Below are 12509 nucleotides of genomic sequence, written 5' to 3'. Positions count from 1 at the left end.
CCCGGCCTCAGTCGCCCCTGACCGTCGCCACCGCATAGGCGGGCCACAGCCAGCCGCGCCGCAACCGTCCCATCGGAAAGCGCCGTGGCGCCTTGCGCATGATCGCGGGATAGGCATGGCCGGTCGCGCGCCCCTGCGCCAGATCGGCAAGGATCGCTCCCGCATGGCTGGCCATCGCCACGCCATTGCCCTGATAGCTCAGCGCGGTGAACGCGCCCGGCATCTCGGGGATGGGGCCTGCATAAGGCGTCATGTCGCGCGACAGGCTCAGCAATCCGTTCCAGCTATGGGGCGTCTCGACATGCGCCCATGCGGGAAACATCCGCTCGAAATGGCTGCGAATCCGACGATGCATGGCGGCATCCGCCCGCGGCGAACTGAACAGCCCGCCGCGCATCCCGAACAGAAAGCGCCGGTTGGGCATCAGCCGAAAGTAATGCAGAAAGAACCGCTCGTCATAGGCCATCTGATCGCTGAACCAGCCTTGCGCCGCGATCTCGTCCTCGGTCAGGGGGCGGGTCACCAGCACATTGGACTGCGCAGGCAGATACCTTGCCCGCATCCACCCCGGCACATCGTCGGATGAATAGCCGTTGGTCGCCACAATGAGCCGCTTCGCGCTGATTTGCGCGCCATCGGTCTGCAGGGTGAAGCCATCTGCCTGATCGATCCGCCGCACGGCCGAGCGGGCAAAGATCCGTGCCCCGGCCTGATGCGCGGCACGGGCCAGCCCGACCGCATATTTCGCCGGGTTGAGACCAAAGCCCACAGGGATCGTCATGCCGCAATGAAACGGCCCGGACATGCCAAGCTGGGCCAACTGCTCATTGGGGATAAGCTCGGGGGTGATGCCAAGATCGCGTTCGACGCGCTCTGCCTTGGCCTCGAACCCAATCAGGGATTTCGGCGTGAAGCCCATCACCGTCTCGCCCCGCGAATGGCGCTCGACCTCCAGAGACAGCCGGTCGATCAGCCCCGCGACCGTCTCGACGGCTGCCAGTTCCGCGCGCCGCGCCTCTTGCCGTGCGCTTTCGCCATGCAGGCTGGCCATCACCCCATCCGGTGCGCCGAACCCGCCAAGGCAGCAAAACCCGCCATTGCGCCCCGATGCCCCCCAGCCGGGGGTCTGCGCCTCGAGCAGCACCACATCCGCACCCGCCTGCGCCAGGTGCAAGGCTGCTGACAATCCGGTAAACCCCGCGCCGATCACGGCCACATCGCAGCGCATTTGGCCGGATGCTTGCGGATACCCCGGATCCGAGACTGTTTCACCCCAATAACACCGCGCACGGGGGCTGTCGCCATAGGTATGTTTGGGGAATATCCGCATCATGTGCGTTCGGCGGCGCGTTCTTCGGCCTCTTGCCGCAGGGCCGATCGTTTCGTCACGATCGACGCTGCGATGACGCCCACCGACACCACCGCGATCAGCAGCGTGGACAAGGCGTTGATCTCGGGCGAGACGCCAAGCCGGATCGACGACCAGATCTTGATCGGCAGGGTGGTGGCCGATGGGCCAGCGGTGAACGACGCGATCACCAGATCATCCAGCGACAGGGTAAAGGCCAGAAGCCAGCCCGCCACCACCGCAGGCGCGATGATCGGCAGGGTCACCAGCCGGAAGGCCTGCATGGGCGAACATCCCAGATCAAGCGCGGCTTCCTCCAGCGACCGATCGAACGTCACCAGCCGCGACGACACCACGACCGAGACATAGCACATCGAAAACGTCGTATGCGCGAGAATGATCGTGAACATCCCCCGATCCAGCCCGATCCCGATGAACAAAAGCAAGAGCGACAGGCCGGTGATCACCTCGGGCATCACCAGCGGCGCATAGATCATCCCGGAAAACAGGGTGCGCCCGGTGAACCGCCCCGCCCGCACGATCACATAGGCCCCCATCGTGCCCAGGATGGTGGCGATGGTGGAACTGACAAAGGCCACCTGTATCGTTACCCAGGCCGCATCCAGAAACGCCTCATTGCGCAGCAATTCGCCATACCACCTGGTCGAGAACCCCGCCCAGACGGTCACCAGCTTGGATTCGTTGAAGCTGTAGATCACCAAAAGGACCATCGGCAGATAGAGGAATGCAAAGCCGAAGGTCAGCGAGGTGGCGTTGAACCATGTCAGGCGTCTCATCCGTCAGCCTCGCGGTTTTTCTGTTCGTTGCGCTGGAACAGGATGATCGGAATGATCAGGATCAACAGCAGGATCACCGCGACGGCGCTGGCCACCGGCCAGTCGCGGTTGTTGAAGAACTCCTCCCACAGGACCTTGCCGATCATCAGCGTTTGCGATCCGCCCAGAAGCGACGGGATCACGAACTCGCCGATGGTGGGGATGAACACCAGGAAGCACCCGGCGATGATCCCGTTCCGGCTTAGCGGAATGGTCACCAGCCAAAAGGCCGAAAGCCGCGAACAGCCCAGATCCTCGGCCGCCTCCAGCAACGAGCCGTCCATCCGCTCAAGTGCAGCATAGATCGGCAGGATCATGAACGGCAGATAGGTATAGACAATCCCGATATAGACCGCGATCGGCGTGTTCAGGATGGTCAGCGGCTCGGATATCAGCCCGGTCCACAACAGGAACTGGTTGAGATATCCCTCATTCGACAGGATGCCCATCCAGGAATAGACCCGGATCAGGAAGCTGGTCCAGAACGGCAGGATCACCAGAAGCATCAGCGTCGGGCGCCAGTGATCCGGCGCATTCGCCATGCCATAGGCGATGGGATAGCCCACCAGCAGCGTCAGCAGCGTGGCGATGATCGCGATCTGCACCGAAGACAGATAGGCTTTCCAATACAGATCATCGGTGGTCAGGAACCAGAAATTCTCGAAATCCAGCGCGCCGAAGAACGCCTTGATCCCGGCCCAGCCCTCGGACAGGTCCAGTGTCGGCGTATAGGGTGGAATGGCCAGCGCGATATCGCTCAGACTAATCTTGAGCACGATGATGAACGGCACAAGAAACAGCGCCAGAAGCCACAGATACGGGACAAGGATCAGAACGGCGCGCCGCATCTCCTAATGCTCCAGAAGGACGGCGGCGGTGTCGGTCCAACTCAGCCAGACCTCGTCCTCCCAGGTGAAGGACCGGCGCGACAGGCGCCGCGTATTGGCCGTCTGCGCCTTGACGATCTGCCCGCTCGGCAGCGCCACGTGATAGGTCGAGATATTGCCCAGATAGGCGATGTCGATGATCTTGCCGCGCAGCGCATTGCGCTTGTTTTCGGGCTTGTCGGCGGTGATCTCGACCTTTTCGGGCCGGATCGCCAGAAAGACGCGCTGCCCGTCGCTCAGCTGCGCATCCGACACGGCGTAAAGCGCGGGCAGCCCCTCGGTATGGCTGATCTCATAGCCGTCGCCGGATCTCCGGGCGGTGCCTTCGATGATCGTCACATCCCCGATGAAATCCGCCACATAGACCGAATTCGGCGATTCATAGATCCGCGCCGGTGTATCGGCCTGCACTATCTTGCCGTCATCCATCACCGCCACGCGGCTGGCCACGGTCATCGCCTCTTCCTGATCGTGGGTGACGATGACGAATGTGGTGCCGGTCTTTTCCTGAATATCCATCAACTCGAACTGTGTCGCCTGCCGCAGCTTGGCATCCAGCGCCCCAAGCGGCTCGTCCAGCAGCAGCAGTTTGGGCGCCTTGGCAAGGCTCCGGGCCAGCGCCACGCGCTGCCTTTGTCCACCGGAAATCTGGTGTGGCTTGCGCTTGGCGAATTTCTCCAGCCGCGTCAGCTTGAGCATTTCGCTCACCCGCGCCGCGATCTCGTCTTTGGGGCGTCCGTCGCGCTTGAGGCCAAAGGCGATATTCTCCCAGACCGACAGATGCGGAAACAGCGCATAGGACTGGAACATCATGTTCACCGCCCGCTTGTTGGGCGGGATCGGGGCCATGTCCTGACCCGCCAGAAGGATCGTGCCCTCGGTCGGTTTCTCGAACCCGGCCAGCATCCGCATCATCGTCGTCTTGCCACAGCCCGACGGGCCGAGCAGGGCAAAGAACTCACGCTCGTAGATATCGAAGGTCTGGTTGTCGATAGCGGTAAAATCGCCGAACCGCTTGGTCACGCCCTTGAACTGGATCAGCGGCTTGGCGTCAGGATCGTTCCAGGGCTCGAATATCTTTTCCGGCATACCTGTCCCTCGGCTGAGAATGGCCCGCGCGACACTCCGCGCGGGCCGTCATGTCACAGGTCAGGTGCCGGACTTGATCTTGGTCCAAAGGCGCGTGACCGTCCGCTGAACATTGGCCGGATAAGGCGTGGTCGTGAACAGGTTGTTCAGCGTTTCCTCATCCGGATAGATCGCCGGATCGCCGATCACATCCTCGATCAGAAACGCCTGCGATGCCTTGTTGCCGTTGGCGTAATAGACATAGTTCGACGCCTTCGCCATGTTCTGCGCATCCATGATGAAGTTCAGGAACACATGCGCGCCCTCGGGGTTGGGGGCATCCACGGGAATAGCCATCTGGTCGAACCACATCTGCGCGCCCTCCTTGGGGGCGTTATAGACGATCTCGACACCGTTATCGGCCTCGGCGGCGCGGTCGCGCGCCTGCAGGATATCCCCGGACCAGCCCACCGCGACACAGATATCGCCATTGGCCAGAGCGTTGATGTATTCCGAGCTGTGGAACTTCTGGATATGCGGGCGGATGCCCATATAGACCTCTTCGACCTTGGCGATCACATCGGGATCGTGGCTGTCGGGGTCTTCGCCGATATAATTCAGCGCGGCGGGGATCATCTCGGCCGGCGCATCAAGGAAATGTACGCCGCATTCCGCCAGCTTTTCCATGTTCTCCGGCTCGAACACCAGCGCCCAGCTGTTCATCGGGGCATCTTCGCCCAGCAATTCGGTGACCTTGCCGACATTCACGCCAAGTCCCGTGGTGCCCCACATGTAGTTGATCGAATACTCATGGCCGGGGTCGTACTTGGCCGTGCGGTCCTGAACGACGCTCCACATGTTCTCCAGATTGGGCAGCTTGGACTTGTCCAGCTTCTGGAATGCGCCCGCCTGGATCTGCCGCTGCAGGAAGGTGCCCGACGGAACCACCACGTCATAGCCGGACCCGCCGGCAAGCATCTTGGTTTCCAGCACCTCGTTGCTGTCGAAGACGTCATAGATCAGATCCAGCCCGGTCTCTTCCTCGAACTGCGTCAGCAGGTCTTCGTCGATATAGTCGGACCAGTTATAGACCCGCACCTCCTGCGCCGTGGCGCTCATGGCTCCAAGGGCCAGCGCGGCGGTGGTGGTCAGAAACAGCTTTCGCATTGCGATCTCCCGTTGGTTCGGCATGTTGCTCTGCCGTGGCTGCGGATTTGATCAAAAATTTCCGCACATGGCAATATGGCAATGTTTTCATGCAGTCGCTAAACTCGCAAGATGCTTGCTGATGAGCGCGGTGCGGAAAGGCGAAAGATGACCAAGGCTGCCCGAAAATTGGACACCTCCGTCCCTGAAAAGGGACGGCTGCCTGCGCATGAGGTGATTTACCGCCAGTTGCGCGACCTCGTTCTGTTCGGTGACCTCGCGCCGGGACAGCCCGTCACGATCCAGGGCCTGACCGACAGGCTCGGCGCCGGAATGACCCCGGTGCGCGAGGCGATTCGCCGTCTCATCAGCGAGGGGGCGCTGGAATTTCAGGGCAACAGACGGGTCTGCGTTCCGCTTCTGTCGGCGGATAATATCAGCGAACTTATCCTTGCTCGCCAATGGCTTGATCCTCATCTCAGCCTCCGGGCGACCGAACGGGCAACGCCCTGTGACCTCGATCAGCTTGCCGCCATGGATGCCGATCTCGACGAGGCGATTCGCCGGGGCGATCTGCGCGGCTATCTGGAACTGAATTACCGCTTTCACAAACGGCTCTACGAATTGGCCGACGCCCCGATTCTGGCCGATATGGCCGATGGTCTGTGGCTGCGGTTCGGGCCGTCTCTCAGGGTGGTTTGCGGGCGTCTCGGCACCCAGAATCTGCCGGATAAACACAAGGATTTGCTGGCTGCGATGCGTGCGCGCGACGCCGAATCCGCGGCGCGCGCGATCCGCGAGGATGTGATTCAGGGCATGGAACAGGTCCGCCAATCCTTCGAGACACCGACCCCGATCCGCTGATTCGATTGACACCGGATAATTTGATCATATTCTGGCGCCAAAAGGCGGCGCGCCGGGTCCGGGCTGCCGTGCCACTTCGCGAAAGGTCTTGTCATGACGCTGATCACAAATCACATGCCCACGGCGGAATTGCAGGCGCTCGATGCGGCCCATCACATGCACCCTTTCACCCATGGTCATGATCTGGAACGCAAGGGCGCGCGCGTCATCACCCGCGCCAGCGGCGTCACCCTGACCGACAGCGAAGGCAATGAAATCCTCGATGCCATGGCTGGGCTCTGGTGCGTCAATATCGGCTATGGTCGCCACGAACTGGCCGAGGCCGCGGCCCGTCAGATGCGCGAACTGCCCTATTACAACACCTTCTTCCAGACCACCCATGTCCCCGCCATCGCTCTGGCCGACAAGCTGGCGGAACTGACGCCTTATGACCTCAATCACGTGTTTTACGCTGGATCAGGCTCTGAAGCGAATGACACCAATATCCGTCTGGTGCGCACCTATTGGGAACAGAAGGGCAAGCCCTCCAAGAAGGTCATCATCAGCCGCAAGAACGCCTATCACGGCTCGTCCGTCGGTAGCGCCAGCTTGGGTGGCATGTCCGCGATGCATGCGCAGGGTGGCCTGCCCATCCCCGATGTGCACCACATCAACCAGCCGCACTGGTATGCCGAAGGCGGCGATATGACGCCCGAGGAATTCGGCCTTGCCCGTGCCCGCGAACTCGAAGAGGCGATCCATCAGATCGGCGAGGACCGCGTCGCCGCCTTTATCGGCGAACCGGTGCAGGGCGCGGGCGGCGTCATCGTGCCGCCCTCGACCTATTGGCCCGAAATTCAGCGTATCTGCGACAAGTATGAAATCCTGCTGATCGCCGACGAGGTGATCTGCGGCTTTGGCCGGACCGGCCAGTGGTTCGCCTCCGAAAGCTATGGCATCCGCCCGCATATCATGACCATCGCCAAGGGGCTGAGCTCCGGCTATGCGCCGATCGGCGGCTCACTGGTCTGCGACGAGGTGGCCGAGGTGATGAACGAGTGCGATTTCGCCCATGGCTACACCTATTCCGGTCACCCGGTCTCTTGTGCCGTGGCGCTGGAAAACCTCCGCATCCTGCAAGAAGAGGGCATCGTGGAGCGCGCCGGTCGCGAAACCGCCCCCTATCTCAAGGAGAAATGGGAAACGCTTGCCGATCACCCGCTGGTGGGCGAGGCGAAGATCGCCGGGCTCATGGGCTCCATCGCCTTGACGCCCCACAAGGCAAGCCGCGCCAAATTCGCCGCCGAGGCCGGCACCGCCGGCTTCATCTGCCGCGAGGAATGTTTCGCCAACAATCTGGTGATGCGCCATGTCGGCGACCGCATGGTGATCTCGCCGCCGCTCATCATCTCCAAGCCCGAGATCGACACCCTGATCGAGCGTGCCGGCATCGCTCTGGACAACGCCTACAAGCGCATCAAGGACGAAGGACTTCTGGTCGCCGCCAGTTGACCACCCCCGACACGATCCCTGCCAAGACCCCTGGCAACCCCACCGAAAGGCCGCCTTATTTCAGGCGGCCTTTCAAGTATCGGCCGTAATCGTTCTTGGCGAACATCTCGGCCCGCTTTTCCAGATCTTCCCGGCTGATCCAGCCCATGTCATAGGCGATCTCGTCCAGACAGCCCGTCTGAAGCCCCTGCCGCATGGTCAGCGTGCGCACGAAATTGCCCGCGTCCAGCAGGCTCGCATGGGTGCCCGTGTCCAGCCACGCATAGCCGCGCCCCATCCGCTTCACCTCGAGCTTTCCGGCATGCAGATACATCTCGAGAAGCGTGGTGATCTCAAGCTCTCCGCGCTCCGACGGCTGCACCTCCCGCGCCAGCTTCGGCGCGTCGCCATCCAGGAAATACAGGCCCGTCACCGCATAGTTCGACGGTGGCACCTCGGGCTTCTCGATGATCTGCTGCGCGCGCCCCTCGGCGTCGAAACTGACCACGCCATAGCGCTCGGGATCGGCCACGTGATAGCCGAACACCGTGCCGCCCACGGTCTGCCTGTCCGCTTCGGTCAAAAGCTGCGGCAGCCCATGCCCGAAAAAGATGTTGTCCCCCAGCACCATCGCCGACGGCGCCCCGTTCAGGAACGCATCCGCCAGGATATAGGCCTGCGCCAGCCCGTCGGGCGAGGGCTGCACGATATAGGTCAGCGACAGCCCCCACTGGCTGCCATCGCCCAGAACGCGCTGGAACTGTTCCTGATCGTGCGGCGTGGTGATCATCGCGATCTCGCGGATCCCCGCCAGCATCAGCACCGACAGCGGGTAATAGATCATCGGCTTGTCATAGATCGGCAAAAGCTGTTTCGAGACACCCATGGTGATCGGATAAAGCCGTGTGCCGGACCCCCCGGCCAGAATAATGCCTTTTCGCTGCGTCATGCGCTTGTAACTCCCAAGTCTTTCAAAACCGATCCCACACCCATCCGCCAGTCTGGCCGCGCGATGCCGAAAACAGTCTCTGTCAAAGCGCAATCCAGCCTCGAGTTCAATGGACGCGCCGCAGGTGTCGGATAGTCTGCGGTCGGAATGCCACCCACCGCAACCTCGCGTCCCGCCATGGCAAAGATGGTTTCGGCAAACTCTTTCCAGCTCACATCAGGTGCGCCCGAGAAATGATAGATGCCGGTCTTGTCCGCATCGGCGCGCATCTGCTCGGCCATCGCAAGGCAGGCGGCCGCGATATCCGCCGCCGGCGTCGGCCCGCCGATCTGATCGTCCACGATGTTCAGCGCATCGCGGCTTTCCGACAGGCGCAGCATGGTCTTGAGGAAATTCGCCCCATGCGCCGAAAACACCCATGACGTTCGAAGAATCGCATAAGCGCCCCCGGCCTGCGCAATCGCCTGTTCGCCCGCAAGCTTGCTGCGCCCATAGGCGTTTTGCGGTGCAACAGGGTCTGTCGTGGCGCGCGGCGTCTCACCCGAGCCATCAAAGACATAATCGGTCGAGATATGGATCAGCGGGATGCCAGCCACGGCACAGGCCCGCGCCATGGCCCCCGGCGCGTCCGCATTGACGACATGCGCCAGTGCCTCTTCCTCCTCGGCGCGGTCCACGGCGGTATAGGCGGCGGCATTGATCACCGCCCAGGGCCGATGCGCCGCGATGGCCGCAGCACAAGCCTCCGGCTGGCTCAGATCCGCTTCGGCCCGCCCCAGAAACACGGCATCCGGTGCGCGTGCGGCCAGTTCCGTCGCCACCTGTCCCGTCTTGCCGAAAACCAGAAGGCTCATCCCGTGCCCACCCGTGTTCCGACGCCGTCGATCTCCAGCAGCGGTTGCCACCAATCGGGGTTGTCCAGATACCATTGCACGGTCTTTTCCAGACCCTGTTCCACCGTCACCGACGGTCTCCACCCCAATTCTTCCATGATCCTGTCGGGGTCGATCGCATAGCGCGCATCATGGCCGGGGCGATCTTCGACAAAGGCGATCAGATCGCGGTAGCTGCCCGTGCCGCGCGGGCGCTTGTCGTCAAGGATATCGCAGATCGCATGCACCAGATCGATGTTGCGCCGCTCGTTATGCCCGCCCACGTTATAGCTGCGTCCGGGCTCACCCTTTTCCACCGCAAGCAGCAGCGCATCGGCGTGATCGTCCACATAAAGCCAGTCGCGCACATTCAGCCCCTGACCATAGACCGGGATCGCGCGCTCGTGCAGCGCGTTCAGGATCACCTTGGGGATCAGCTTTTCAGGGAAATGGAACGCGCCGTAATTGTTCGAGCAATTGGTCAGCACCACGGGCAGCCCATAGGTATGGAACCACGCCCGCACCAGATGGTCCGACGACGCTTTCGAGGCGGAATAGGGACTGCGCGGATCATAGGGCGTCTCTTCGGTGAACAGCCCCGTCTCGCCAAGCGAGCCAAAGACCTCATCGGTCGAGATATGGTGAAACCGGAACCCCTCGGGCCGGCCCTCACCGATCCAATGGGTCCGCGCGGCCTCCAGCATGTTGTAGGTGCCGATGATGTTCGTTTCGATGAAATCGCCCGGCCCGTCGATCGACCGGTCGACATGCGATTCCGCCGCCAGATGCATCACCGCATCGGGCTTGTGCTGTGCGAACACCCGGCCCAGCTCGGCGCGGTCACGGATATCGACCTGTTCGAACCGGTAGCGCGGATCATCCGCGACGCTCGCGACATTCTCCAGCCGCCCCGCATAGGTCAGCGCATCGAGGTTCACCACCTCATGGCCGCGCGCAATCGCCAGCCGCACCACCGCCGAGCCGATGAACCCGGCACCGCCTGTCACCAGTATCTTCATGCGGTCTCTCCGTAGATGAATGGGCTGTCGAACGCGGCAAAGGATTGCGCCTTGGCGTCCTTCTCGGACAGCACGGGCGCACCCTCAAGGCCCCAGTCGATGCCAAGATCGGGATCGTCGAACCGCACCGCGCCATCACAGTCCGGCGCATAGTAATCCGAGCATTTGTAGATGATCTCGGTATCCGGCTCGCGGGTGACAAAGCCGTGCAGAAACCCCTTGGGCACCAGCAGCTGCAACCCGTTCTCAAAGCTCAGCTCGCACCCGACCCACTGGCCATAGGTGGGGCTTCCCTTGCGCGCATCCACCGCCACATCCAGAAACCGCCCGCGCCCGCAGCGCACCAGCTTGTCCTGCGCATGGGGCGGTGACTGAAAATGCAGCCCGCGCACCGTGCCCACCGCAGCCGAAACCGAGTGGTTGTCCTGTACGAAATCAATATCAATTCCAAGATCCAGAAATGTTTTCCGGTTCCAGCTTTCGGCAAAGAATCCCCGTTCATCACCGAACCGGCGCGGCTCCAACAGCAGCACGCCGGGCAGTTTGGTTTCCGTGACCTTCAAGATGCTGGCTCCCCTGTAAAAACGCCGCTTGGCTCCTTTACCAAGCGGCGCCCTGGATGTCACCGGCATTCGCGCGAACGCTCTGTTAACGCATGGCTCCTGCCATCGTCATACCGACGCGATACCGACGTTATACCGACGCGATACCGAAGCGGGTTTTGCCTTGTTAACTTGGGTCTTTGGGTGATTCGCGGTCAATCCTTAACGAACATCTTCCGCGGCCGGTTGCAGAACGTCTCGGCCGGGCCGTCCTCCTTGATGAGGATGGACTCGGTGATTTCCAGCCCCCAATCGGACATCCACAGACCCGGCATGAAGTGGAACGTCATGCCCGGCTCCAGCACGGTCTCGTCCTCGGCGCGCAGGCTGATGGTGCGCTCGCCCCAATCCGGCGGATAGCTCAGACCGATGGGATAACCACAGCGCGCCCCCCGCTGAATCCCCGCCCGCTCCAGCGGTGCGGCCAGCGCATTGGCGATGTCGCAGGCCCGGTTGCCCGCCTTCGCCGCCTCAAGCCCGTTTTCCAGCCCCTCGACCAGCGCCTTTTCCGCATCCAGCAGGAATTGCGGCGGCTTGCCAAGGAAAAGCGTCCGACAGAACGGCGCGTGATAACGCCGGTAACATCCTGAAATTTCGAAGAAAGTCGCCTCGCCTTCCGCAAAGTCGCGGCCATCCCACGTCAGGTGCGGCGCCGCCGCATCGCTGCCCGATGGCAGCAGCGGCACGATCGCCGGATAATCGCCCCATGCGCCATCCACACCCCGGATCCCATCGCGGAAGATTTCGGCCACGATCTCGTTCTTGGGAATCCCCGGCTCGACCCGCTCCAGCAGGCCATCGACGATCTTCTCGCTGATCGCCGCCGCCTTGCGGATGAAGGCCAGCTCCTCGTCGGATTTGACCGCCCGCTGCCAGTTCACAAGCGCCGTGACATCCTGAAAGCTCGCATCCGGCAACTCGGCCTGCAGCACGGCATAAGCCTTTGCAGAGAAATAGTAATTATCCATCTCCACGCCGATCCGCGCGGTGTCCAGCCCCATACCTTTCATCCGTTCGGCAAGGTCCTGCATCGGGTGACGCTCGGTGGATTGCACGAAATTGTCCGCATAGCCGATCACCCGGTCATCGGTCATCCATACGGTCCGCACGCCGCCATTGGCATCCTGATTGCGGCCCCACCAGATCGGATCGGCATCCGGCAGCACGATAACGCCCTGATGCACATAGAAAGACCAGCCGTCATAGCCGGTCAGCCAGTTCTGGTTCGACGGGTCGGTGATGAACAGCGCATCGACACCGGCGGCTTCCATCGCATGACGGGTCTTGGTAAGGCGCCGTTGAAACTCGGCATCGGAAAACGGCAAGGATTTGTGGATCATAGCAATGGGCCTGATGTTTGGGGTCTATCCCCGCGATACTGCCTCAGGCCGGCGCCCTGCCCCAAGGAAAACGTCACTAAATGTCGTTTTCAGGTAATTCCCGGTCCT

Annotated in this window: 12 protein-coding genes; 2 read left to right on the top strand and 10 right to left on the bottom strand. The window is 62.0% G+C overall.

Annotated features, from left to right (window positions below; genetic code table 11):
- Positions 1-7 precede the first annotated feature (7 nt).
- From F3H35_RS03465 to F3H35_RS03445, 5 genes are read right to left on the bottom strand one after another with little or no spacing between them, the layout of a single operon-like run.
- Positions 8-1333 (bottom strand): NAD(P)/FAD-dependent oxidoreductase, encoded by a 1326-nt coding sequence (locus F3H35_RS03465; protein ID WP_149778230.1) that lies wholly within the window; start codon positions 1331-1333, stop codon positions 8-10.
- Complete coding sequence (locus tag F3H35_RS03460) at positions 1330-2145, bottom strand: ABC transporter permease (protein ID WP_149778229.1); 816 nt, start codon at positions 2143-2145, stop codon at positions 1330-1332. Before F3H35_RS03460 ends, F3H35_RS03465 begins: the two co-directional genes overlap by 4 nt.
- Positions 2142-3032 (bottom strand): ABC transporter permease subunit, encoded by an 891-nt coding sequence (locus F3H35_RS03455; protein WP_149778228.1) that lies wholly within the window; start codon positions 3030-3032, stop codon positions 2142-2144. The genes F3H35_RS03460 and F3H35_RS03455 overlap by 4 nt, the downstream gene beginning before the upstream one ends.
- Before the next feature lie 3 nt (positions 3033-3035).
- Positions 3036-4160: an ABC transporter ATP-binding protein gene (locus tag F3H35_RS03450; RefSeq protein WP_149778227.1), complete on the bottom strand. Its 1125-nt coding sequence runs from the start codon at positions 4158-4160 to the stop codon at positions 3036-3038.
- Positions 4161-4220: 60 nt separating this feature from the next.
- Positions 4221-5306 carry a polyamine ABC transporter substrate-binding protein gene (locus F3H35_RS03445; protein WP_149778226.1) on the bottom strand — a complete coding sequence of 362 codons (1086 nt, stop codon included), beginning with the start codon at positions 5304-5306 and terminating at the stop codon, positions 4221-4223.
- A 147-nt stretch (positions 5307-5453) separates the two neighbouring features.
- On the opposite strand from F3H35_RS03445, the gene F3H35_RS03440 reads away from it, so the two are divergent.
- A complete protein-coding gene (locus tag F3H35_RS03440; RefSeq protein WP_149778225.1) occupies positions 5454-6149 on the top strand; it encodes a GntR family transcriptional regulator in 696 nt (231 codons plus the stop codon).
- Between the two features lie 93 nt (positions 6150-6242).
- Positions 6243-7640, top strand: a complete 1398-nt coding sequence (locus tag F3H35_RS03435; protein WP_149778224.1) for an aspartate aminotransferase family protein — start codon at positions 6243-6245, stop codon at positions 7638-7640.
- Positions 7641-7695: 55 nt separating this feature from the next.
- Here F3H35_RS03435 and rfbA read toward each other — a convergent pair whose 3' ends face one another.
- From rfbA to doeA, 5 genes are all read right to left on the bottom strand, one after another.
- Positions 7696-8568 carry a glucose-1-phosphate thymidylyltransferase RfbA gene (gene rfbA / locus F3H35_RS03430; RefSeq protein WP_007812014.1) on the bottom strand — a complete coding sequence of 291 codons (873 nt, stop codon included), beginning with the start codon at positions 8566-8568 and terminating at the stop codon, positions 7696-7698.
- The gene (gene rfbD / locus F3H35_RS03425) at positions 8565-9422 is read right to left on the bottom strand and encodes a dTDP-4-dehydrorhamnose reductase (protein WP_149778223.1); all 858 of its coding nucleotides are present in this window, start codon (positions 9420-9422) and stop codon (positions 8565-8567) included. The genes rfbA and rfbD overlap by 4 nt, the downstream gene beginning before the upstream one ends.
- Positions 9419-10459, bottom strand: coding sequence for a dTDP-glucose 4,6-dehydratase (rfbB, locus tag F3H35_RS03420; protein ID WP_149778222.1), 1041 nt, complete (start codon positions 10457-10459; stop codon positions 9419-9421). Before rfbB ends, rfbD begins: the two co-directional genes overlap by 4 nt.
- On the bottom strand, positions 10456-11022 hold the full coding sequence (gene rfbC, locus F3H35_RS03415) for a dTDP-4-dehydrorhamnose 3,5-epimerase (protein WP_149778221.1): 567 nt from the start codon (positions 11020-11022) through the stop codon (positions 10456-10458). The genes rfbB and rfbC overlap by 4 nt, the downstream gene beginning before the upstream one ends.
- A 194-nt stretch (positions 11023-11216) precedes the next feature.
- The gene (gene doeA / locus F3H35_RS03410; protein WP_149778220.1) at positions 11217-12401 is read right to left on the bottom strand and encodes an ectoine hydrolase DoeA; all 1185 of its coding nucleotides are present in this window, start codon (positions 12399-12401) and stop codon (positions 11217-11219) included.
- Between the last annotated feature and the right edge of the window lie 108 nt (positions 12402-12509).

Source organism: Roseovarius litoreus (assembly GCF_900142765.1).
GTDB classification, from domain to species: Bacteria; Pseudomonadota; Alphaproteobacteria; order Rhodobacterales; family Rhodobacteraceae; genus Roseovarius; species Roseovarius litoreus.
This window is presented reverse-complemented; position numbering and strand designations above follow the sequence as displayed.